Below are 23,056 nucleotides of genomic sequence, written 5' to 3' on the forward strand. Positions count from 1 at the left end.
CTGAGCCGGCGGCTCAGCCCAATATCCCCGGCAGATCCAGCCCCTTTTCACGGGCACAGTCGCGCGCGATTTCGTAGCCCGCATCGGCATGGCGCATCACGCCGGTTGCCGGGTCGTTCCACAGCACCCGCTCCAGCCGCGCGGCCGCTTCCGCCGTGCCATCGGCGACGATCACCATGCCGCTATGCTGGCTGTAACCCATGCCGACGCCGCCGCCATGGTGGAGCGATACCCAGGTCGCGCCCGATGCGGTGTTGAGCAGCGCGTTGAGCAGCGGCCAGTCGCTGACCGCGTCCGATCCGTCCATCATCGCTTCGGTCTCGCGATTGGGGGAGGCGACCGAACCGCTGTCGAGATGGTCGCGGCCGATGACGACCGGGGCCTTGAGTTCGCCCTTCGCCACCATCTCGTTGAAGGCGAGACCGAGGCGATGGCGATCGCCAAGCCCGACCCAGCAGATGCGGGCGGGCAGACCCTGGAAGTGGATCTTCTCCCGCGCCATGTCGAGCCAGTTATGGAGATGGGCGTTGTCGGGCAGCAGTTCCTTCACCTTGGCGTCGGTCTTGTAGATATCCTCCGGATCGCCCGACAGCGCCGCCCAGCGGAACGGGCCGATGCCGCGGCAGAAAAGCGGACGGATATAGGCGGGCACGAAGCCGGGGAAGTCGAAGGCATTGTCCACGCCCTCATCCTTCGCCATCTGGCGGATATTATTGCCATAGTCGGTGGTGGGGACGCCGGCCGCCTGGAAATCCAGCATGGCGCGGACATGGACCGCCATGCTGGCCTTGGCCGCCTTGGCCACCGCTTCGGGCTCGCGCTCGCGCCGCTCGATCCATTCGGCGACGGTCCAGCCGGCGGGCAGATAGCCGTTGACCGGATCATGGGCGCTGGTCTGGTCGGTTAGCAGGTCGGGGCGAATGCCGCGCGCGAACATGTCGGGCAGGATTTCGGCCGCGTTACCGAGCAGGCCGACCGAGACGGGTTTCTTGTCGGCGCAGCTCTTCTCGATGATCGCCATGGCTTCCTCGATCGTCGCGGCGGCGACATCCAGATAGCCGGTGCGCAGGCGCATCTCGATGCGGCTGGGCTGGCATTCGATCGCCAGACAGGACGCGCCGGCCATGACGGCGGCGAGCGGCTGGGCGCCACCCATGCCGCCCAGGCCCGCTGTCAGCAGCCATTTGCCGCTGAGGCTGCCGCCATGATGCTGGCGCCCCATCTCGACGAACGTCTCATAGGTGCCCTGCACGATGCCCTGGGTGCCGATATAGATCCAGCTACCCGCGGTCATCTGGCCGTACATGGCGAGGCCCCGCTTATCGAGTTCGTTGAAATGCTCCCAATTGGCCCAGTGCGGCACCAGATTGGAGTTGGCGATCAGTACGCGCGGTGCATCGCGATGGGTGCGGAACACGCCGACAGGCTTGCCCGACTGGACCAGCAAGGTCTGGTCGTCGTCCAAGCGCTTCAGCGTCTCGACGATCCGGTCATAGCTTTCCCAGTCGCGCGCGGCACGGCCGATGCCGCCATAGACGACCAGTTCCTCGGGCCGCTCCGCGACATCGGGATGGAGATTGTTCATCAGCATACGCAGCGGCGCTTCGGTCAGCCAGCTCTTCGCGCTGAGATCGGTGCCGGTGGCGGGCTTGATGATGCGGCTATTGTCGATGCGGGTCATGAAGGTCAGCCTTCCTGGCGGGTGAAGGCGAGGCAGGCCTTCAAGATGGCGGTGAGGGTGGCGGTCAGCGGCGCGGCATGGGCCGGGTCCAGCGGCGGCGGCCAGTTGGCCTCGGTCCGCTCGGTGGGCTCGTGGAGATAGCCGCGCATCGCAAGCTCCATCTGGATCGCATGGACGCCCTGTTCGGGGCGGCCATAATGGCGCGTGGTCCAGCCGCCGCGGAAACGGCCGTCGACGACATGGCTCATGCCGCTTGCCGCGCAGAGCCGGGCGATTTCGGCGGTCAGGTCCGGCGAACAGGTCGTGCCGAAATTGGTGCCGATATTGAACTGCGGCAATGCGCCGTCGAACAGGCGTGGCACATGGCTGCGGATCGAATGGGCATCATAGACCACGACCCGGTCATGCCGGGCGCGCAGCCGGTCGATCTCAGCCTGTAGCGCGGCATGATAGGGTGTGAACCAGTTGGCCCGCCGCCGGTCGATCTCGGCCGCGTCGGGGGCGGCGCCGGCATAGAGCGGTTCGCCATCGAAATCGGTCGTCGGGCAAAGCTCGGTCGTCGCCTGCCCCGGATAGAGCGAGGCACCGGAAGGATCGCGATTGACGTCGATCACGCTGCGCGAAATGGCGGTGCGGATCGTCGTCGCGCCCAGATCGCAAGCAAGGGCGTAAAGCTGGTCCACCCACCAGTCGGCATCGGCGCGCGCGATCCAGGGCGAGCGGAACGCGTTACCGACATCGGCGAGATCGGTGCCGGTGTGGGGAAAGGCGACGATCAACGCCGCCTCGCCCCGCCGGATGTCAAGCCAGTCGTTCATCCCAGCACCGGGAGGGCGTGACCAGCGGCCGCCACCAGCGCGCCCGATCGGACGATGCGGTTGGCCGCTTCCATGTCGGGATGGAAATGGCGGTCGTCGGTCAGGTGCGGCACCTGATCCCGCACGCAAGTGCGCGCCGCTTCCAGTGCCGTGCTGGAGGTGAGCGGGGCGTGGAAGTCCATGCCCTGCACCGCCGCCAGCAATTCGATGCCGATCACCGCGGTCGCATTTTCCGCCATGTCGAGCAGGCGGCGGGCGCCATGCGCGGCCATGGAGACATGATCCTCCTGATTGGCGCTGGTCGGGATCGAATCCACGCTGGCGGGATAGGCGCGCTGCTTGTTTTCCGACACCAAAGCGGCGGCCGTGACCTGCGGGATCATGAAGCCGGAATTGAGGCCGGGCTTGGGCGTCAGGAAGGCCGGCAGGCCGCTCAGCGCCGGATCGACCAGCATGGCGATGCGCCGCTCGGCGATCGATCCGATCTCGCAGATGGCGAGCGCGATCATGTCGGCGGCAAAGGCGACCGGCTCGGCATGGAAATTGCCGCCCGACAGCGCCTCGTCGCTGTCCGGGAAGATCAGCGGATTGTCCGACACGCCATTCGCCTCGATGGCCAGCGTGGTTGCTGCCTGGCGCAGCAGGTCGAGCGCGGCGCCCATCACCTGCGGCTGGCAGCGCAGGCAATAGGGATCCTGCACGCGTTCATCGCCCTTCAGATGGCTCGCGCGGATGGCGCTGCCTGCCATCAGGCCGCGCAGCGCATCGGCGGTCTCGATCTGCCCGGCATGGCGGCGCAGCGCGTGGATGCGTGGATCGAAGGGGGTATCGGAGCCCTTGGCCGCTTCGGTCGAGAGCGCGCCGGTGACGAGCGCGGACTGGAACAGTGTTTCCGCCTCGAACAGGCCAGCGAGCGCATTGGCGGTCGAGAATTGGGTGCCGTTGAGCAGCGCCAGCCCTTCCTTGGGGCCAAGTTCCAGCGGGGCGAGGCCGGCACGGACCAGTGCTTCGGCGGCGGGCAGGCGTTCTTCGCCCAGCATGATCTCGCCGACGCCAATCATCGCGGCGGCCATGTGCGACAAGGGTGCCAGATCGCCGCTCGCGCCGACCGATCCCTGCGCCGGCACCACCGGGGTCAGCCCCTGAACCAGCATCGCCTCCAGCAGGGCGACGGTCTGCGGCTGCACGCCCGATGCGCCCTGGCCCAGGCTGGCGAGCTTTAGTGCCATCATCAGGCGGATGACCGGCGCGGGGGAGGGGGCGCCGGTGCCGGCAGCGTGGCTCAGCACGATATTGCGCTGGAGCGTGGCCAGATCCTCGTCACCAATGCGGACGCTGGCCAGCTTGCCGAAGCCGGTGTTGATGCCATAGACCGGCTCGCCCTTCGCCAGGATGCGCGCCACCGCTGCCGCGCTCTCGGCGATGCGCGGGGCCGACGCGCCATCGAGCCGGGCCGTCGCGCCGCGATAGATGGCGCGCCAGTCGGCCAGCGAAGCTTCGCCGGGGACGAGGATGATAGCGTTCATTGACCACTCCAGATGCGGGCATGGAGCGGGTTATACCCCATGCGATAAACCAGTTCGGCAGGGCGCTCTATGTCCCAGATGGCAAGGTCGCAGCTTTTGCCGACCTCCAGCGTGCCGATGTCCTTGTCGAGACCGAGCGCGCGGGCCGCGTTGCGGGTCACGCCCGCCAGGCATTCGTCGATGGTCAGGCGAAACAGGGTCGCGCCCATGTTCATGACCAGCAGCAGCGAGGTGAGCGGCGATGTGCCGGGGTTGCAGTCGGTCGCCAGCGCGATCGGCACGCCGGCATGGCGCAGCCCGTCGATCGGCGGCAGTTTCGTCTCGCGCACGAAATAATAGGCGCCAGGCAGCAAGGTTGCGACCGTGCCGGCGCGGGCCATGGCGGCGATGCCGTCTTCGTCCAGATATTCCAGATGATCGGCCGACAGCGCGCCATGGCTGGCGGCGAGCGCCGCGCCATGCAGGTTGGAAAGCTGTTCGGCATGGAGCTTGACCGGCAGGCCGAGGGCGCGCGCGGCGGTGAACAGCCGGTCGGTCTGCGCCGGCGAAAAGCCGATCCCCTCGCAAAAGGCGTCGACCGCATCGGCCAGCCCTTCGGCCGCGACGGCGGGCAGCAATTCGTCGCATAGCATCGCGATATAGGCGTCGGCATTGCCGGCATATTCGGGCGGCAGGGCGTGGGCGCCCAGGAAGGTCGTGATGATCCGCACCGGCCGTTCGCGGCCCAGCTGGCGCGCGGCGCGCAGCATCCGCAGTTCGGAGACGGGATCAAGGCCATAGCCGGACTTCACCTCGACCGTGGTTGCGCCCTCGGCGATCAGCGCGCCGAGCCGGGGCAGGGCGCTGGCGACCAGTTCCGCCTCGCTCGCTGCGCGGGTGGCGCGCATGGTCGAGACGATGCCGCCGCCGGCTCGGGCAATTTCCTCATAGGAGGCGCCGGCCAGGCGCAGCTCGAACTCGGCGGCGCGATCGCCGCCATGGACCAGATGGGTGTGGCAGTCGATCAGGCCCGGCGTGATCCAGCGGCTGGCGCAGTCGATCGTCTCAACGGGGGCGAATGCTGGGGCATCGGCACGCGGACCGGCATAGATGATGCGGCCATCGCGCGCGGCGATCACACCATCCTCGACCGCGCCGATCCCATCACCCGCCATCGTCGCCAGCCGGGCCTTGGTCCATAGCCGGTCGCATATCATCGTCATCGCCAGCCTCCCTTCACGGCCTCCCGCCCAGATTGCATGATTCGATATTTAATGTATAGACATTATATCGGTCCGGGAGATTTGCAGTCCATGACGTCCCTGTTTTTCGACCATGTGTTGCTGCCGGAGGGCTGGGCGCAGGACATCCGGATGGTGCTGGATGACGGCGCGATCGCGTCGATCGAGCGGGGCACCGCGCCGCAGGCCGAGGATATCCGTCAGCCCGTCGCGCTGCCGGGTCTGCCCAATCTCCACAGCCATGCCTTTCAGCGGGCGATGGCGGGGCTGACCGAGGTGCGCGGCCCGGCGGGCGACAGTTTCTGGACCTGGCGCGACCTCATGTATCGCTTCGTCGGTCGCATGGACCCGGACGACATTGCGGCGATCGCGGCGCAGGCCTATGTCGAGATGCTGGAAAGTGGCTTCACCCGCGTCGGCGAATTTCACTATCTGCATCACGCCCCCGGACGGCGCGCCCTATGCAAACCCGGCCGAAACCAGCCTGGCGATCATGGCGGCGGCGGCGGAAAGCGGCATCGGCCTGACGCTGTTGCCGGTCTTCTACGCCTGGTCGGGTTTTGGCGCCCAGCCGCCGAGCGCGGGCCAGCGGCGTTTCGTCAATGATCTGGACGGTTTTGCCCGGCTGCGCGAGGCGGCCATCACGGGCGCGCGAAAATTGCCGGACGCCGTGGTCGGCGTGGCGCCGCACAGCCTGCGCGCGGTCGCACCCGACGAACTGGCGCTGCTTGCCCGGATCGCGGGTCATAATCCGGTTCATATCCACATCGCCGAGCAGCAGAAGGAAGTGGCCGACTGCATCGCCTGGAGCGGCCAGCGGCCGGTCGAGTGGCTGCTCGACCATGCGCCGGTGAGCAACCGCTGGTGCCTGGTCCATGCGACGCACATGACTGAGGATGAGGCGCGGGCAATGGCGGCCAGCGGCGCGGTAGCCGGCCTCTGTCCGATCACCGAAGCCAATCTGGGCGACGGCCTCTTACCGGCCGAACCCTTCCTGGATGCCGGCGGCGTCTATGGCGTCGGCAGCGATTCCAATGTCCGCATCGATGCGACCGAGGAATTGCGACTTTTGGAATATGGCCAGCGCCTGGGCCTGCAGCAGCGCAATGTGCTGGCGCGCGAAGCGGGTATGTCGACCGGCGATCGCCTTTATCGTGCGGCAGTGGCCGGCGGCGCGCAGGCGCTGGGCGTCGCGGCCGGATTGCGGGGCGGCGCATCGGCCGATTTCGTGACGCTGGACCTTAATCATCCCTCGCTGTCCCATCGTCCGGTCGAGCGGCTGCTGGACGGCTTGATCTTCGGCGCCGGGCGCGAGGCGATCGATACGGTCTGGCGCCGGGGCGTGCAGATGGTAAGCGGCGGGCGGCATCGCGCCCGCGACGCCATCGCCACCCGCTATCGCCGGACGCTGGAGAAACTGACCGCGTGAAACAGCCGCTGCACGAGAAGATCCGCGCCGATTTCGAGGCCCGCATCCTGGCCGGCACGCTGGCGCCGGGCGACCGGCTGCCGACCGAGCAGGAACTGATGCAGGCGCATGGCTGTTCGCGCATGACCGTGAACAAGGCGCTGTCGGCGCTGCAATCAGCCGGCCTGATCGAACGGCGCAAGAAGGCGGGCAGCTTCGTCGCGCGGCCGCGCGTGCATTCGATGGTGCTCGATATCCCGGACCTTGCCGTCCAGATCGGCGAGCGCGGCCAGCGCCACAGCTATCGCCTGACCCGGCGGCAGCTGCGCGGCCCGATCGCCGGGCGCGACGAGGAAGCGGCGCTGGCCAATGGCGCGCAACTGCTGGAACTGGATGGCATTCATTGCGCCGATGATCGGCCGCTCGCGGTGGAGCATCGGCTGATCGCGACCCGCGCCGTGCCCGCGATCGTCGATGGCGATTTCGACAGCATCTCGCCGGGCACCTGGCTGTTGCAGCATGTGCCCTGGACCGAGGCGGAAAACCGGATTTCGGCCGTGGGGGCGACGCGGGAGGAGGCCGCCCAGCTCGGCATCGCGCCCGGTGCGCCCTGCCTGTGCGTCGAGCGCCATACCTGGCGCGGCGGCGACCCGATCACCTATGTCCGCCAGGTCTTCCTGGCTGACGCCTATGACATGGTGGCCCGCTTCGGGCCGGCGGGCGGTTGATGGGGTAAAGGCAAATCGGCGCTCTTCCCCGCTGCTGACAAGGGCTGTCGGCGACAGGAAAGAGCGCCCGTCGACAGGCTCCGGTCAGGCCTCAAAGGCCGCCTTCTGCCTGTCGCTGCGAAGACCTCATGGTAGCGTAGAGGCCTCCGCATTCTCGATCGTCATGATGCCCGGTGGCATGTCGCGCTCGGCCTTCTGCCGGGCGACCATGGCGCGGATTTCCGCGCGCAACGCCTTTGCATCATAGATGATGCCGTCCTTGATCGTGTAATCGACGCCGCCGACCCGATCGACCTTGCCGGTCGCATCATTGAGCCTGATCGATCCGGTGCCGAACAGCAATTTCATGTTGGCCAGCGGGTTGCCCTTGATGACCACCAGGTCGGCCTTGCGGCCGACCCGGATGGTGCCGATCTGGTCCTCATGGCCGAGCAGCCGGGCGCCTTCCTGCGTCGCGGCGTGGATCACTTCCAGCGGGCTGAACCCCGCCTCGCGCAGCAACTCCATCTCCTGAATATAGCCGAAGCCATAGAGATTGTAGATATAGCCGGAATCGCTGCCCACGGTGACGCGGCCGCCACGGTTCTTGTAGTCGTTCACGAACCGCATCCAGCGGCGATAATTGTCCTTCCACGCCATTTCATGCTCGGTGGTCCAGTCGAACCAATAGGCGCCATGATTGGTGCGGCTCGGGCGATAATAGTCCCACAGCGCCGGCAGGGTGTAGTCGGCATGCCATTGCGCCCGGCTCATCCGCATGAAGTCCCGGCTGGTGAGATAGGCGGTGAAGGTCGGGTCCAGGGTGAAACCGCGTTCCAACAGCGTGTCCATCACCTTGTTCCACTGGTCCGACCCCGGTTCGGCCGCCTGCGCCCACAGCCGCCCGGCCTCGCCGAAGCGCATCTGCTCGTCATTGTTGATGAAGTCGGTGGGAAAGGCCTGGATACGCTGGTCGGTGAACATCGCTTCGGGCAGGCCATACCAATGTTCCATGCTTTCGAGGCCCGCGCCCGACGTGCCCAGCACATTAGCATAGGCGACCAGTTGCTGGGCATGGTGCATGGTGCTGTGCAGGCCGAGCTTCTTCGTCTCGTCGAGTGCGGCATAGAGCACATCCTCCGGCGCGCCGCCGATGAACTTGATGCCGTCGGCGCCGCGCTTCTTGGCTTCCTGGATCACCGCGCGAGCGGTGGCGGCGTCGTTCACCGGGCCGCGTATCTGGTGGAACATCGGATAGATGTCGATGCGTGGGGCGACGATCTCGTTGCGGGCACTGCGGGCCTTGATGTCGGCCAGCCATTCGATCGGATGGCCGCTGCCCAGGTCGCGGACGGAGTTGATGCCATGCGCCATCCAGAGCTTGAGGATATAGTCGGACGGCACTTTCTGCGCGTCGCTCAGCGAATGGAGATGGACATGGGCATCGACGAAGCCGGGCATGACATAGGCGCCGGCCAGGTCGATCTCATGGTCGCCGGGCGCGGCGCGCAGCGCCGGATTGATCGCGCCGGGCGCGCCGATCGACTTGATTTCGGCGATGCGGTCGTTCGACAGGACGATGTCGAACGGCCCCTGGGCCGGGGCGCCGGTGCCGTCGATCATATAGACATGGCGCAGCACCGTGCGCTGAAACGGGCCTACGCCCTGGTTGCGGGCGGGAATGGGATCGGCCGCCTTTGCCGCCGGCGCATTGGATGCTTCGGGCGCCGCGAGCGCGCTGCCGCTCGGGAGCAGCGCCGCCAGGGCGAGAATGGGACGGGACCGGACGGCCATGCGACGCTCTCCTCTATCGCTGTTGTGAAAGGCGGGCCGGAGCGCCACGGCCCCGGCCCGCCTGCTCGTCGGTCAGAACTTCATCCGCGCGCCGACGAAGTAGCGGCGACCCAGCGTGTCATAGAGCGACACGTCGGTATTGGCGTCGCCGACCAGCGTCGTGCCCAGGATCGGCGGCTGCCGGTCGAGCAGGTTGTTGACGCCGCCGAAGAAGGAGAAGGTCTCCGTCGCGTCGATCGAGAAGCTGGTGTCGAGATACCAGACCGGGTCGACCGACTTCACCACATTGGTTGCGGTCGGATAGAGCTTCAGGTCGCCGATCATCCGGCCCTGCAGGCGGAAGCTCAGCGGGCCGCTGGCATAGGTGGCGCCCAGGTTCAGCTTGAAGTCCGGGGTGATGAAGCCGCCGGTGCCGACCGAACAGCCCGCGCCATAATAGCCGGCGCAATCCTGCGGGGCGGAGGTGGCGAGCACCTGCGTCGTACGCTCGAACAGCCAGCTGGCGATCGCCTGCAGCGACAGGCTGGCGTCGTCGCCCAGCGACAGCGCACCGGGCAGCGGCACGCGATAATCGACCTGCGCGTCGATACCGTTGACCTTGAGCGAGCCGATATTGTTGCTCGACACGCTGACATAGTCGAGCTGACCATTGCCCAGGCGCGTGATCGCCCGGCAGGTGGCGCTGCCGGCATCCATCATCGTGTAGCAGTCGTTCATCGTCTGCTGCGCGTTGACGGTCATGATCGCGTCGTCGACCTTCACGTTGAAATAGTCGACCGTGATGTTGAGGCGCGGGATGAAGGGCGGCGAGATGACGGCGCCGATCGTGTAGGTCTTCGACTTTTCCTCATGCAGGTTCGGATTACCGCCGCTGTCCTGGTTGAGGCCGAGCGTCGCCTGGGTGAAGTTGGCGATCTCGCCTGCGGGCACGCCGGTGGCGACGCAGAAATTCTTGAGCGCGTCGCTGCGGCTGTCGCCGCCCGAGGTCGGGATGGCGCAGGGATCGGTGCCGCTGGAATAGCCGCGCGTCACCGCCGTATAGAGTTCGGCGATATTGGGCGCGCGGATCGCGCTGTTATAGGCGCCACGGATGCGGATCCAGCTGACCGGGGCATATTCGCCGCCCAGCTTCCAGGTGAAGACCTTGCCGACCGAGCTGTAATCCGAATAGCGGGCCGCGCCTTCGATCGCGAGCGTATCGAAGAAGGGCATGTCCGCCAGGATTGGAATGCGCAGTTCGCCGAACAGTTCCTTGACGTCATAGGCACCGGCCAGCGCCTTTTGCGACACCGCGCCATATTCATTGGCAAGGTCGAGCGGGCTGGGGCTGAACGTGTATTTGTCCTTGCGATACTCCGCGCCCAGCGCGACCGAAACCGGGCCGGCCGGCAGTTCGAACAGGGTGCCGGCGATGCTGGCGCCCGCGACCTGGCGGGTGAAGATGTCATGGCTTTCGCGCACCGGAGTCAGGAAGGCGCCGGCTTCCGGGCTGATCGAATTGAGACCCAGGATCGACACGGGGACGCAGCCCAGCGACTGGTTGCGACAGACGACATTGCCCGAGGAATCGATGACCGCGTCCAGGCCCATCGACAGGCGGGTCTGCGAGATCAGACCCTCGTTGCGGGTGTCGGTGCGGTTGCGCATATATTGGTAGAAGGCGTCCCACTTCCAGTCGTTGCCCAGCAGCGATACGTCGCCGCGCAGGCCGGTGGTGATCTGGTAGGATTGCCGTTCGTAGCGATAGTTGCGCGTGCCAAGTTCGTCGGCGCGGCGGCCGCCGCCGACGATTTCTGCCGTGCCGTCACCATTGGTGTCGAAGATGGCGGCATTGTTGGTGAAGAACTGGCGCAGGCTTTCGGGCAGCACTGGATTGTTGGCATAATTGGGGATCAGCAATGTCGAGGAGGCGGCGCCGGGCGTCAGCGGGGTGAAGCTGTCGGGCGCCAGGATCATGTCATTCTTGGCGTTGACGAAGTAAGCCTCGGCATAGGCGGTGATCTTGTCGGCCACCTCATAATGGGCGTTGGCGGCGACGTTGAAGCGATCGAGCGGACGCTGCAGCAGATTATAGGGCGCGTAGTTGTAGGTATCTTCCGGCTGGCAATAGGGCAGGACGGTGCCATTCTCGCCAAAACGAATGCCGGTGACGGACGTGCAGCTGCCACCGGGGGTCAGGTTGACGCCGGTCAGGGCGGCGCGCTGCGCCGCGCTCAGCGGCACGCGGGTGCCGGGGATGCTGCCCGAACCCGAATAGACCAGCTGGCCGTTGACTTCGCCCAGCGGCGTGCGGCTGAAACCACGATCATTCTGGGTGATCGACGACTGGCGCGTCCAGCTGCCCGACAGGGTGACATTGCCCCGGCCATCGGCGGTGCTGGTGCCGAACGTCAGGTCGAGCTTCTTCGATTCGGCGTCGCCGCGGTCGCTGATGCCATATTGGGCGCTGGCTTCGACGCCCTCGAACTTGTCGTCGAGGATGAAGTTGACCGCGCCGGCGATCGCATCGGAGCCATAGACGGCCGATGCGCCGCCGGTGATGATCTCGACCCGCTTGATGAGAGCGTCGGGAATGGAGGCAAGGTCGACATTGCCGTTGGAATCGGCGGGGATGAAGCGGCGGCCATTGACCAGCACCAGCGTGCGGGTGTTGCCCAGGCCGCGCAGATTGGCGGTCAGCACGCCCGACCCGCCGCCATTATTGACGGTGGAGGTGTTGCCCGACGCCAGCTGCGGCATTTCGTTCAGGGTCTTTTCCAGCGTGACGTTGCCCGACAGCTTCACATCCTCGCTGCCCATGACCGAGATCGGGCTGGGCGCGGTCAGATCGGTGCGGACCAGGCGCGAGCCGGTGACGACGATATCGGTGGAGGGCTGGGCCGCCTCCTGGGCCTGGGCAGCAGAACCCAAGCCGCCGCCGGCCAGGATGGTCGACAGCAACAGCAAGGCATTGCGGCGGCCGTACAGGCCCGCCGGTCGGATCGTCATCATTAGTCTATCCCCTTGTAATCGCTAGGATTCAATTCATTCGACACAGATTATGATTTTGCATGCGCAGCAATGTGGATGCTGCGCCGATGTCGGCTCCTGCGTACCGGACCGCCTGATGGTCCCCCGGACGGGTTTTCAGCTCCTCTCTCTGTCTTTGCGGCTCTTTGACCGTTTCAATGTATATTGAATATCGTATACTTTAATCATGCTGAGGCTGCAGGAGGCTGTCAAGATTGCAGTTAAGTGTCAGTCCGCAGTCGCCGGCGAAAAGCGTCGAATGGGGAGTTAGTATTATGAAAATAAATAGAAAAATTGTTCGTTCCCTGCTGCTTTCTGGAGCGGCTCTGGGCCTGCTTCGGCCCGATATTGTTGCGGCTGAAACAATCTGGATACGCGACGTAACCGTCATCGACGGCACCGGGGCCGCAGCAAAGGCGGCGCAGGACGTGCTCGTTGCGGATGGGCGCATCGCAGCGATCGGCGCAAAGCTGAAGGCGCCGGCCTCGGCCCGGCAGGTCGACGGCCGCGGGCGCTATCTGCTGCCCGGCTTCATCGACTCCAATGTTCATGCGACCGTCTATGGCAACCCGGCGCGCCGCGACACCTCATCGCGCTATGCCGACCGGAACGAGGAACTGGCGCTCGAATTTGCCCAGCGCCAGCTACGCGCGGGCGTCACCACCATGCGTGACAGCTATGGCGTGCTGCCGCCGCTGCTTGCGGTGCGCGACCGGATCGCCAGCGGCCAGGCGATCGGCGCGCGCATGCTGGTGGCGGGCAATATATTGGGTTGGGGCGGGCCATTTTCGCTGACCTATTCGCTGACCGGCGATCGCGACCTGATCCTGTTCCAGGAACAGTGGAACGACATGCTGGCCCAGGGCATGGGCGAGGAATTGATGGACATGACGCCGGAACAATTGCGCGCCGCCGTCAGCGCCTATCTCGATCGGGGCGTCGATTTCCTCAAATATGGCGGCACCAGCCATTTCATGATGCCCTCGCTGATCGGCTTCTCGCCGCGCCAGCAGGCGGTGATCGTGGCGGAGGCGCATAAGCGCGGCAAGATGGCCGAAACCCATGCCACCAGTTCGGAAGGGCTGCGCCTGGCGGTCGAGGCGGGGATCGACCTGATCCAGCATCCCGAGATATTGAGCCGCGACTATCCCGACGATCTGATCGCGCTGATCCTGTCAAAGGGGACGCTGTGCGCGATGCGGTCCAACATGGTCACCGGCGCGGTGCGACAGAAGCAGATCGCCAGGCGCGCCAGGGCGGTGGCGGACATTGCGCAGATGCCGCCGGCGCTGACCAGCACCGAACTGCGCCGCCGGGCGACGATGCGCGGCGACGATGCGGAGATCGAGCGGCGCAATGCCGAGCGACTGGTCGCGGCCGGATGCCCGGTCACGATCGCGACCGACAATTATCTGGGTGATGCGCCCGAATTTCGCCGCGGCCCCAAATCGCCGGAGCAGGAGCCGGGCGAGGGGAGCCTGCTGGCGATCGAAGGGCTGGTGGAACTGGGCATGACGCCGATGCAGGCGATCGTCGCGGCAACCCGCAACGGCGCGCGGGCGGCGGGCCGGCTCCAGGATCTGGGCACGGTGGAGCCGGGCAAGATCGCCGACCTGCTATTGCTCGATGCCGATCCGCTAGCCGACATCCATAATATCCGGCGCCTCGGCCGGCTGTTCGTTGCGGGGCAGGAGGTCGATCTTCAGACCCTGCCGCAGACGCACCTGTTCATGGTCGCGGACAAGCGCTGAGCATAATCGGCGCCGCATCCTCATGGACGCGGCGCCCATAGATCACATGGCGCTGTTGTAGAAGGCCAGCAGGTCGCGGCGCAGGCCCTTCATCGACTCCGGGTGGATGTAGATCATGTGCCCGGATTCATAATAGCGATAGCTGATATTGGCCTGCAGCGCCTTGTCGAGCTGCATATGCTTCAGGTCATATTCGGCGCCGGCAAAGGGCGTCGCCATGTCATAATAGCCGTTGAGCGACAGCACTTTGAGATGACTGTTGGTGCGCATCGCGCGGGCCAGGTCCAGCGCGGTGTCCGCCGCCGGCATCGGCCGGCCGCCGCCGCCCGGCGCGCGATGGCGCTGGTCCCAGGCCGGGCTGATCTCCTTGTAGAAATTCGGGCGGTAGCTGAGCGGCGTCTTGTAGCCGAGCGTGCCGAACAGATAGGAATTGAGCGCGGCGATATAGGCGCCGCTGATCGATGTGTCGGCCGCGTCAAATTCGGGGTCGGCGGCGCTGTCGTCGACATCGATGCCGACGAAGCGGGAATCGAGCCGTCCGACGGTGCGGCTGCTGTCGCGCATCAGCTCCTTGCGGAACCGGCCGAGGTCGATGCGCAGCTTGTTCTGCAGGATGAACCCCTTGGACAGGCCGGTATAGGCGGCGAGCTGGGTGGCGATCGCATCGCGCTCACCATCGGGCAGGTCGTCGCCCTTGGCCAGTGCGGACAGATAGGGGCCCAGGGCAAAGGCGCGCACTTCGCTCAGGAACGGCTCCAGCGTCGCCGGCCGGTTGGGCAGGCGGTTATGATACCAGGCGGTGGCGGCATAGCTGGGCAGATAGGTGACGTTGATCTGGTCATAGCCCGGATTGCGGATGCCATAGTTCAGGATCGACGACAGCAGCACCACGCCGTTCATCTGCACGCCGCGTTCCTGCAGCGTGTTGACCAGGCCCGCCGCGCGCAGCGTGCCATAGCTTTCGCCGAGCAGGAATTTGGGCGCGTTCCAGCGATTGTTGATCGTCAGATAGCGCTGGATGGCGCTGGCAAAGGCATCGATGTCCGGATCGACGCCCCAGAAATCCTTGCCCTGTGCCTTGCCGAGCGGGCGCGACAGGCCGGTGCCGATCGCGTCGATGAAGACCAGGTCGCTGCGGTCGATCAGGCTGTCGGGATTGGGGCCGATGGCGAAGGGTGCGGGGCGGGCGGTATCGGGCGTGGGCGTATCCACCCGGACGGGGCCAAAGGAGCCGACGTGCAGCCACATGGTCGACGAACCCGGACCGCCGTTGAACAGGAAGGTAACGGGGCGTTCCTTCGCGCCCTTGGCCCGATCGGCGACATAGGCGGTGTAGAACATGCTCGCGATAGGCTCGCCGGCATCGTTGCGGATCGTCAGCGTGCCGGGCGTGGCGGTATAGTGGATCAGCTTGCCGGCGACCGTCACCGACGCGCGGCTGGGCATCGCCTGTTCCTCGACCGGGGCGACGGCGCTATCGTCCTTCTTGGCCTCTTCCTTCTCCGCCGGAGCGGGCTTGTCGGCGGCGATCGACGGAGCAGCCAGTGCCGTCAGCAGCAGGGGAAGGGCGGAATATGCGATGTTTTTCGGGATCATGACTCTGACTGTTGCCTAAATTTGCGGCGAACCGTACATCGTATACCAAATCTGTCAAATGCGCATATGCATCATCTTCGTAAAGTTCCAAGGGAGGACCAGAACATGAAGAACCGATGGCCCCGGCTCGCCGCCGCTGCCGCACTGTTGCTCGCCACGCCGGCACTGGCGCAGGGCTTCGATGCCGCGCAGGTCAAGCAGGGCGACCATGTCATTCGCGACTTTGCTTTCCGTTCGGGTGAGAAGCTGCCCGAACTGCGGATGCATTATCGCACCATCGGCACGCCGCATCGCGACGCCAAGGGGCGGATCGACAATGCGGTGATGATCCTGCACGGCACCGGCGGATCGGGCGCGCAATTCCTGCAGCCGCAATTTGCCGACGAACTTTATGGTCCCGGCCAGCCGCTCGACGTCAGCCGCTATTTCATCATCCTGCCCGACAATATCGGCCATGGCGATTCTTCCAAGCCCAGCGACGGCCTGCGCATGGCCTTTCCCCATTATGATTATGACGACATGGTCGAGGCGCAGCGCCGCATGCTGGTCGACGGGCTGAAGGTCGATCATCTGCGGCTGACCTTCGGCACCTCGATGGGGTGCATGCACATCTTCGTCTGGGGCGAGAAACATCCCGGCTTTGCCAGTGCGCTGATGCCGATGGCGTGCCAGGCAGCGCCGATCGCCGGGCGCAACCGGATGTGGCGCAAGGCGGCTATGGACGGCATCCGCGCCGATCCCGCCTGGCAGGACGGTAATTACAAGGCGCAGCCGCTGCTCGGTCTGCGTACGGCATCCAGCCTGTCGCAGATTGCCGGTGCCGCTGCCTGGTACATGCAGGTGCAATTCCCCACGCGCGACGCGGTCGACGCCTATTGGAAGGAGCGGTTCGATCGCGACATCGCCAGCCGCGACGCCAATGATTATCTCTACCAGCTCGATTCCTCGCGCGATTATGATCCGTCCGCGGATCTGGAGAAGATCAGCGCGCCGATGACCTGGATCAATTCCTCCGACGACTTCATCAATCCGCCGGAAATGGGCATGGCCGAAACGGCGGCCAAGCGGCTGAAGACCACCCGCTACAAGCTGATCCCCTATTCGCCCGAGACGCGGGGGCACAGCACCCACACTTGGGCGAAATTCTGGAAGGATGAACTGGTCGCGCTGCTGGCGCGCAGCTGATCCTTGATGCGCCTGTCGGCGCATGGCGGTAAGGAATGGAAATGCGCTCTTCCGCGCATTTCCCAAAAGACGCTATCGGCCGCCTTGCTTCATGAGGCGGCCGATCCACGGAGAAAGTGCCAGGACGGCAAGGCCGATCAGCATGGCAAGGCCGCCGATCCGGCCATAGGCGGCAAGCACCGTGCTGGCCTGGTCTGCCCCTGCCGATGCGCCGATGGCGGCGGCGATCACGCCCGACATGAAATTGCCGCCCGCCGTCGCCAGGAACCAGGTGCCCATCATCAGCCCCAGCATATGGGGCGGCGACAGGCGCGACATCGCTGCCAGCCCGACCGGCGACAGGCACAACTCGCCCATGGTGTGGAGCAGGTAGAGCAGCAGGATGAAGAGCATCGGCATCTTCGCCCCCGGCAGCATCATGCCCGCGCCGACCAGCAGCAGGAAACCGGCGCCGACCTGGATGATGGCCAGGCCGAACTTGGCGGGGGCGGACGGCTCCAGCCCGCGCCGGCCGAGCTTCAGCCATAGCCAGGCGAAGAAGGGCGCGAGCAGGAAGATGGAGAAGGGACCGACCGCCTGGAACAGCGAGGCCGGCACGGTGATGCCGAACATGGTGCGGTCGACATGCCGATCGATGAACAGGTTGAGCGAGGAGCCGGTCTGTTCGAACAGACCCCAGAAGACGGGCTGCACCACCAGCAGGAAGATCGCCACCAGCAATCGCCCGCGCGCCGCCGGATCGAGCTTCAGGCAGGCATAGGCGACCAGGCCGATGCCCATGGCAAAGCCGCTGGCGCTCAGCAGATAGCCGACCGTCGCGGGGCTGGCGAGCAGGGCGAGCATCGCCGCGGTGAAGGGCAGGGCGCTGGCATAGAGCCAATATTCGCGGGGGATGCCGAACAGCGGGCTGGCCAGCCAGGCCGGGTCGGGTGCCTCGCCCTGGCCCTGCAACAATGGCCTGCCCATGACGAAGACGATGATGCCCAGGATCATGCCCAGCGCCGCCGCGCCAAAGCCCCAGGACCAGCCGATCGTTTCGCCCAGCAGGCCACAGACGAGCGGGCCGAGTGCGCCGCCAAGGTTAATACCCATGTAGAATATGGTGTAGGCCGGATCGCGACGCATGTCGTCGCGGGGATAGAGTTGACCGACCAGCACCGAGACATTGGCCTTGAGGAAGCCGGTGCCGACCACGATCACCGCCATGCCGGCGAGGAAGATGCGGGTCGCGCTCTCGCGATCGCCGCCCAGCGCATCGAGGCCGAGCAGGACATGGCCGCAGGCGATGACGATGCCGCCGAACAGCACCGCCTTGCGCGCGCCGAGGTAGCGATCGGCCAGCCAGCCGCCGACCAGCGGGCTGACGAACACCAGCGCGATATAGGCGCCATAGAGCATGCCCGCGCGCTCGTCGGAAAAGAGGAACTGCTTGGTCAGGTAGAAGATCAGCAGCGCCCTCATGCCGTAGAAGGAGAAACGCTCCCACAATTCGGTGAAGAAGAGGATGAACAGGCCGCGCGGATGGCCGAGGAAGGTGGCGGTGGCGTGATGATCGGCTGGGGGCATGGCGCTCATTGGCAATAGGCGGGGTGGGTCGCGTCCGGCTCGAACGCGGACACATGGTTGAGGGCGATCACCCAGCGGCCCTCGACCTTGCGCATCAGCCGCGTGTTGATGCCGGACTGGCCGGGTTTGGCGGCAAGGCGGAAGCGGCTGATCAGCTGGGCCGCGTCGGGTGCCAGCATCTCGATCCTGATGTCGCAGAAATGGAGCGTGCCGCGCGTCTCGGGCGAGGCGCCATAGTCGCGGACATAATGATCGAGCGTCCCCTGCCAGTCGCGCTGGAACTGGCCGCGCGACACGAAGATGACGCCGGGGTTGAGGAAGCCCGCCATATAGCCGCGAAAATCACCCCGGTTCCAGGCGGCTTCCATGTCGGCGATCACCTGGCGGATCGCCGCCTTCTCCGTCTCCGCCGAAGGGGGGATCGGCGCAGCACCCATGCAGAGCGCCGCGCCGATCAGGGGGAGGAGAATGCGCTTACTGCGCCGCACCGGAAGCCCCGGCTGCGGCCTTGGCCTTTTCCGCCTGGATGAAGCGGTCAAGCTCCGCCTCCATCACCGGCAGCGGCACCGATCCCATGGTCAGCAGCGTGTCGTGGAACGGGCGCTGGTCGAACTTGTCGCCCAGTTCCGCCTCGGCCTTGGCGCGCATCTTGCGGATCGACAATTCGCCCAGCTTGTAGGCCAGCGCCTGCGCTGGCCAGGCGATATAGCGATCGACCTCGTTGGTGATGTCGAGCTTCGCAAGCGCGGTGTGGCTGGCCATATAGTCGATCGCCTGCTGGCGCGTCCAACCCATGGAGTGCATGCCGGTGTCGATCACCAGCCGCACCGCGCGCCACATCTCGAATGTCTCGCGGCCGAATTCCTCATAGGGCGTCTCATACATGCCCAGCTTGGTGCCCAGCCATTCGGTATAGAGGCCCCAGCCTTCGCCATAACCCGAGAAATAGGTCTGGCCGCGGAAGGCCGGGCGATTGGGGGCTTCCAGCGCATAGGCCGCCTGGAAGCTGTGGCCCGGATTGCATTCGTGCAAGGTCAGCGCGGTCAGATTGTAGAGCGGGCGCGAGGGCAGGTCATAGGTGTTCATCAGGCAGGATTCGAGCCCGCCGCGACCCGAGGTATAGATGGGCGCGATCTCGTCCGGCACCGGCAGGATGGTGAAGCGATAGCGTGGCAGGTTGTTGAACGTGTCCTTCAGCTTGCCGTCCATCTTCTTGGTGACATAGGCGGAATAGGAGAGCAGCTCGCGCGGCGTCTTGGCATAGAATTGCGGGTCTGTGCGCATGAACTCCAGAAACTCGGCAAAGCTGCCCTGGAATTTCGCATCCGCCATCGTCTTCTTCATGTCCGCATCGATGCGCGCGACTTCCTTCAGGCCGATCTCGTGGATCTGCTGCGGCGTCAGGTCCAGCGTCGTATATTCGCGGATCTGGTCCTGGTAGAAGGCCTTGCCGTCGGGCAGCGAATAGGCATCGATCGTCTTGCGCGCCTTGGGCATATATTCGCCACGCATGAAGGTCAGCAGCTTCTGATAGCTGGGCGCGATGGCGTCGCGGATCAGTGCCTGGGCCTGCGACTGCATCGCCTGGCGCTGGTCGGCTGGAATGGTGTCCGGCATCGCGGCGAACGCCTTGTAGAAGGGATTGTCGGTGCCGGCGGCCAGGAACGGCTCGATCGTCTTATCACGTCCCTCGATCGACACGCGCGGCACGGTATAGCCGCGCTTCAGGCCCGCCTGCATGTTGGCGATCTGCTCGTCGAAATAGCGCGGGATATCCTTCATCCGGCCGAGATAGCGGCGATAATTGTCGGCGCTGGAAAAGGGCGTGCGCGGGTTGAGGCCGGTCCAGAAGAAGGTATCGCTGTTGAACGGCGCCTCATAGGTCTTGTACTTGATCTTGGTCGCATTCTCCCAGACCGACGTCTTGAACACCGCCTTGTTGATATATTCCTCATGCGACAGCTGGGCGTCGGGAATCTGGTCGAGCTGTTTGAGGATGTCGCTCCAATAGGCATAGCGGTGCTGCTGGGTGGCGGCGGTCACGCTGGGCAGATGATCGTCGGCGCCGCCTTCGGTCCGGCCGCTGCCGGGCAGGCGGGCGAATTCTTTCTGGCGCCAGCTCCATTCGGCGTCATACAACGCCTTGAGTTTCAGGTCGGCGGCGGTCGGCTGTGTGGCCGGTGCATTGGTGGTCGGCGCCGTCTGGGCGAGGACAACCGGGGCCGTGCCGGCGAGCCAGGCGATGGCGAGCAAGGATGCGGCGTGGGGCATTTTCATGAATGTCTCTCTTCCCTGTTCGGCGAAGCGATCCGGCGCCCCGCTCCTATCAATAATGTATACGATATACCTTGGTTAAGGCGGGTCAAGTGCGTGTTTCGCCCGCGGGCGTGAAAATGCGCGCGCCGAACATCGGGCCGGCGCGCGTCATTCCGGGGACCGGCTGGACGCGGATCATCACCGTGCTCTTGTCGCGCGTCAGTGCCTCGGGAATGGCGTAGGTGACGTCGAAAAATTCGCCGGGCCGGTCGGCATCCAGCTTTTGCGTCGCGATCTTCTGGCCGTCGACCAATATGTCGAACAGCCGGTTTCGCTCCTCGCCCCAATAAGTGGCCTGCAGGATCAGCGGGCCGGGCTTCACCTTCATGCGGAACTGGAAATGGCCGTCGGTGCGCGCATCGCGCCCATGCCGTCCGCGATAGGTGGTGGTGTAGGAGAGTTTGGCTTCCAGCCCATGGTCGCGCTCGGGCTGCATCTCGCCCAGATGCATAACGTCGACCGAGCGCCGCTCCAAATCACGGAGGCGCGCCTGCTCGATGGCAAAGGCCTGCTGCTCGACGCCCCATTCGTCTTGGGTGAAGCGCTTGAAATAGACGGCGGTGCGGCGATCACGCTGCTGGAAGAAGGGCGCGAAGCTGAGGTCGGCGGGCTTGCCGATGCCGGCGGTGCGATAGGCGGGGACGGCGCCGGGGGTGGCGGCAAAGCCCTGCGTCACATCGGCGGCGACCAGCGCCGGAGATGGACCGTCAAAGGGCTGGTCGGCCGCGCCCAGATCGGCCGCCAGCACGACCGGGCCGTGCAGCAGCGCGATGGTGCGGGCATCATCCGGCGTCGCTTCGATCCGCAATGCCATCGGCAGGTCCAGCGTCACCTGATCGCCGGCCTTCCACTTGCGATCGATCAGGGCATAGCCATCGGCGATGCGCGGGGCGGGCAGGGGCGTGCCGTTGACGGCGATACGCGCGCCCTGGCACCATCCGGGGATGCGCAGCGCCAGGGTGAAGCGGCCGGCCCGCGCCAGTTTCGGGATCGACATCGCGATGTGCCCGTCGAACGGATAGCCGGTCTCGATCCGCAGCTTCGCGCCCCGCGCCGCCCAGTCGGCTTCGCTGGGGATATAGAGATTGGCGATCAGCATGTCGGCCGGCCGGTCGGCATCTTCCCACCAGATGGATTCGCCATGCTTGGCATGGCTTTCCATGCCGCTGCCGACGCAGCACCAGAAATCGTCGAACGGTTCGGACCAGACGCGGTGCGCCCCCGACATCAGCGGCACCATATAGGCGAACATGCCGGTCGCCGGGTTCTGGTGCGCCAGGATATGGTTGATATGGGCGCGCTCATAATAGTCGAACAGGCGCGCTTCGGGCTTCCACGCATAGAGATGCCGGGTCAGCTTCAGCATGTTGTAGCTGTTGCAGCTTTCGCAGGTCTGTTCGGTGATATGCTTGGAAATGGTGCCGGGATCAGGGAAATATTCCCGGTCGGCATTGCCGCCGATGACATAGCTATATTGCCCGACCACGGTCTCCCAGAAGAAGTTGGCGGCAATCGCGTCGGCGGCATTGCCGGTGATCTCGTGCAGGCGCGCAAGGCCGATCAGCTTGGGAATCTGGGTATTGGCGTGGATCCAGGGCAGGCTGTTCTGCCGCTGGGCCAGCGGATCGAGCACCTTGCGATGGCGCAACCGCGTCGCCAGCGCCAGCCAGCGCGGATCGCCGGTGCGGGCGTGAAGTTCGGCGAAGCTTTCATTGATGCCGCCATGCTCGCAGTCCAGCACCTGCTGCACCTGTGCATCGTCCAGTTTCACGAACACGCCGTCGATATAGGCAGCCAGGGCCAGTGCAACGCCACGCGCCTGGCTGTTGCCCAGATGGGTTTCGGCGTCGAACAGGCCGGCGAACAGCTTGTGCCAATTATAGAAGGGCACCCAGCAGCCGTTGAGGTCAAAGCCGGCCGATCGGATGTCGCCGCGCATGATCTCCGGAAAGATCAGCCTGCCATCCTCGATCACATCGTCGCGACGGCGGGTGAAGCCCGCGACATAGCCATCGCCGGCCGCCGCCTGGCACTCGGCCAGTTCGGCGATGATATAGGCGGCGCGGCGGGCGCATTCGGTGTCGCCGGTCTGGGCGTGCATCAGCGCCAACGCGGTCAGATAATGGCCCAGCGTATGGCCGGCGATGGTATCATTTTCCCAGCCGCCATAGATGGCGCCCTTGGGCGTCAGGCCGGCATGTTTGCGGAAATTGTGCAACAGCCGGTCCGGCTCCAGCCGCAGCAGATAGAGGCGATTGCCCTCGACCGCGTCGGCAAAGGGGGAGGGGAGAAGCCGGGTTGCCTGCAGCGGCAAGGCGCGCGCCGATTCGGGCAGCGCACTGCCGGTCGCGGCATGGGCGACGCTGCTCCATCCCTGCCAGGCGGGCGCCGTCGCGGCGGCGGTTGCGGCCAGCAACATGGCCCTGCGGCTGAGGGGCGTGTGACGGTGGGACATGGCGGCTCCGGCTTGTCTATAATC

General features: G+C 65.5%; 14 protein-coding genes and 1 pseudogene. 4 read left to right on the forward strand and 11 right to left on the reverse strand.

The annotated features are described in order from the left end of the window. Positions 1-13: 13 nt before the first annotated feature. From hutU to hutI, 4 genes are read right to left on the reverse strand one after another with little or no spacing between them, the layout of a single operon-like run. Positions 14-1,681: a urocanate hydratase gene (gene hutU, locus DIZ22_RS05950; RefSeq protein ID WP_048936538.1), complete on the reverse strand. Its 1,668-nt coding sequence runs from the start codon at positions 1,679-1,681 to the stop codon at positions 14-16. Positions 1,682-1,686: 5 nt separating this feature from the next. Next, positions 1,687-2,499: an N-formylglutamate deformylase gene (hutG, locus tag DIZ22_RS05955; protein WP_122928035.1), complete on the reverse strand. Its 813-nt coding sequence runs from the start codon at positions 2,497-2,499 to the stop codon at positions 1,687-1,689. Then, on the reverse strand, positions 2,496-4,025 hold the full coding sequence (gene hutH, locus DIZ22_RS05960) for a histidine ammonia-lyase (protein ID WP_122928036.1): 1,530 nt from the start codon (positions 4,023-4,025) through the stop codon (positions 2,496-2,498). The genes hutG and hutH overlap by 4 nt, the downstream gene beginning before the upstream one ends. After that, a complete protein-coding gene (gene hutI, locus DIZ22_RS05965) occupies positions 4,022-5,221 on the reverse strand; it encodes an imidazolonepropionase (RefSeq protein WP_170978341.1) in 1,200 nt (399 codons plus the stop codon). The genes hutH and hutI overlap by 4 nt, the downstream gene beginning before the upstream one ends. 96 nt (positions 5,222-5,317) lie before the next feature. On the opposite strand from hutI, the pseudogene DIZ22_RS05970 reads away from it, so the two are divergent. Both DIZ22_RS05970 and hutC read left to right on the forward strand, forming a co-directional pair. Continuing rightward, positions 5,318-6,674: pseudogene (locus DIZ22_RS05970) on the forward strand (formimidoylglutamate deiminase). Next, positions 6,671-7,381: a histidine utilization repressor gene (hutC, locus tag DIZ22_RS05975; RefSeq protein ID WP_048936533.1), complete on the forward strand. Its 711-nt coding sequence runs from the start codon at positions 6,671-6,673 to the stop codon at positions 7,379-7,381. Before DIZ22_RS05970 ends, hutC begins: the two are co-directional and overlap by 4 nt. A 126-nt stretch (positions 7,382-7,507) precedes the next feature. On the opposite strand, the gene DIZ22_RS05980 is transcribed toward hutC, so the two are convergent. After that, positions 7,508-9,154, reverse strand: a complete 1,647-nt coding sequence (locus tag DIZ22_RS05980; protein WP_122928037.1) for an amidohydrolase family protein — start codon at positions 9,152-9,154, stop codon at positions 7,508-7,510. A gap of 72 nt (positions 9,155-9,226) precedes the next feature. Further along, positions 9,227-12,145: a TonB-dependent receptor gene (locus DIZ22_RS05985; protein ID WP_048936531.1), complete on the reverse strand. Its 2,919-nt coding sequence runs from the start codon at positions 12,143-12,145 to the stop codon at positions 9,227-9,229. Between the two features lie 446 nt (positions 12,146-12,591). Here DIZ22_RS05985 and DIZ22_RS05990 point away from each other — a divergent pair, with 446 nt between their 5' ends. Continuing rightward, positions 12,592-13,914, forward strand: coding sequence for an amidohydrolase family protein (locus DIZ22_RS05990; protein WP_048936678.1), 1,323 nt, complete (start codon positions 12,592-12,594; stop codon positions 13,912-13,914). Positions 13,915-13,956: 42 nt separating this feature from the next. On the opposite strand, the gene DIZ22_RS05995 is transcribed toward DIZ22_RS05990, so the two are convergent. After that, complete coding sequence (locus DIZ22_RS05995) at positions 13,957-15,510, reverse strand: peptidase S10 (protein ID WP_048936530.1); 1,554 nt, start codon at positions 15,508-15,510, stop codon at positions 13,957-13,959. Between the two features lie 105 nt (positions 15,511-15,615). Between DIZ22_RS05995 and DIZ22_RS06000 the strand changes: the two genes are divergently transcribed. Next, on the forward strand, positions 15,616-16,695 hold the full coding sequence (locus tag DIZ22_RS06000) for an alpha/beta fold hydrolase (RefSeq protein WP_048936529.1): 1,080 nt from the start codon (positions 15,616-15,618) through the stop codon (positions 16,693-16,695). 72 nt (positions 16,696-16,767) lie between these two features. On the opposite strand, the gene DIZ22_RS06005 is transcribed toward DIZ22_RS06000, so the two are convergent. From DIZ22_RS06005 to DIZ22_RS06020, 4 genes are all read right to left on the reverse strand, one after another. Further along, a complete protein-coding gene (locus DIZ22_RS06005) occupies positions 16,768-18,270 on the reverse strand; it encodes an oligopeptide:H+ symporter (RefSeq protein WP_048936528.1) in 1,503 nt (500 codons plus the stop codon). Further along, positions 18,267-18,698, reverse strand: a complete 432-nt coding sequence (locus DIZ22_RS06010) for a nuclear transport factor 2 family protein (protein WP_048936677.1) — start codon at positions 18,696-18,698, stop codon at positions 18,267-18,269. The genes DIZ22_RS06005 and DIZ22_RS06010 overlap by 4 nt, the downstream gene beginning before the upstream one ends. A gap of 37 nt (positions 18,699-18,735) precedes the next feature. After that, complete coding sequence (locus DIZ22_RS06015; RefSeq protein ID WP_048936527.1) at positions 18,736-20,538, reverse strand: DUF885 family protein; 1,803 nt, start codon at positions 20,536-20,538, stop codon at positions 18,736-18,738. Between the two features lie 85 nt (positions 20,539-20,623). Further along, positions 20,624-23,032: a glycoside hydrolase family 127 protein gene (locus tag DIZ22_RS06020; protein WP_240626814.1), complete on the reverse strand. Its 2,409-nt coding sequence runs from the start codon at positions 23,030-23,032 to the stop codon at positions 20,624-20,626. Between the last annotated feature and the right edge of the window lie 24 nt (positions 23,033-23,056).

The organism is Sphingobium sp. LF-16, assembly GCF_003711185.1.
Classification (GTDB): Bacteria; Pseudomonadota; Alphaproteobacteria; order Sphingomonadales; family Sphingomonadaceae; genus Sphingobium; species Sphingobium yanoikuyae_A.

What these genes read in the sequence shown, in the direction of transcription:
- hutU (WP_048936538.1), bottom strand. Translation starts at nt 1,681, where the DNA reads ATGACCCGCATCGACAATAGCCGCATCATCAAGCCCGCCACCGGCACC.
- hutG (WP_122928035.1), bottom strand. Translation starts at nt 2,499, where the DNA reads ATGAACGACTGGCTTGACATCCGGCGGGGCGAGGCGGCGTTGATCGTC.
- hutH (WP_122928036.1), bottom strand. Translation starts at nt 4,025, where the DNA reads ATGAACGCTATCATCCTCGTCCCCGGCGAAGCTTCGCTGGCCGACTGG.
- hutI (WP_170978341.1), bottom strand. Translation starts at nt 5,221, where the DNA reads ATGATATGCGACCGGCTATGGACCAAGGCCCGGCTGGCGACGATGGCG.
- DIZ22_RS05980 (WP_122928037.1), bottom strand. Translation starts at nt 9,154, where the DNA reads ATGGCCGTCCGGTCCCGTCCCATTCTCGCCCTGGCGGCGCTGCTCCCG.
- DIZ22_RS05985 (WP_048936531.1), bottom strand. Translation starts at nt 12,145, where the DNA reads ATGATGACGATCCGACCGGCGGGCCTGTACGGCCGCCGCAATGCCTTG.
- DIZ22_RS05995 (WP_048936530.1), bottom strand. Translation starts at nt 15,510, where the DNA reads ATGATCCCGAAAAACATCGCATATTCCGCCCTTCCCCTGCTGCTGACG.
- DIZ22_RS06000 (WP_048936529.1), top strand. Translation starts at nt 15,616, where the DNA reads ATGAAGAACCGATGGCCCCGGCTCGCCGCCGCTGCCGCACTGTTGCTC.
- DIZ22_RS06005 (WP_048936528.1), bottom strand. Translation starts at nt 18,270, where the DNA reads ATGAGCGCCATGCCCCCAGCCGATCATCACGCCACCGCCACCTTCCTC.
- DIZ22_RS06010 (WP_048936677.1), bottom strand. Translation starts at nt 18,698, where the DNA reads ATGGGTGCTGCGCCGATCCCCCCTTCGGCGGAGACGGAGAAGGCGGCG.
- DIZ22_RS06015 (WP_048936527.1), bottom strand. Translation starts at nt 20,538, where the DNA reads ATGAAAATGCCCCACGCCGCATCCTTGCTCGCCATCGCCTGGCTCGCC.
- DIZ22_RS06020 (WP_240626814.1), bottom strand. Translation starts at nt 23,032, where the DNA reads ATGTCCCACCGTCACACGCCCCTCAGCCGCAGGGCCATGTTGCTGGCC.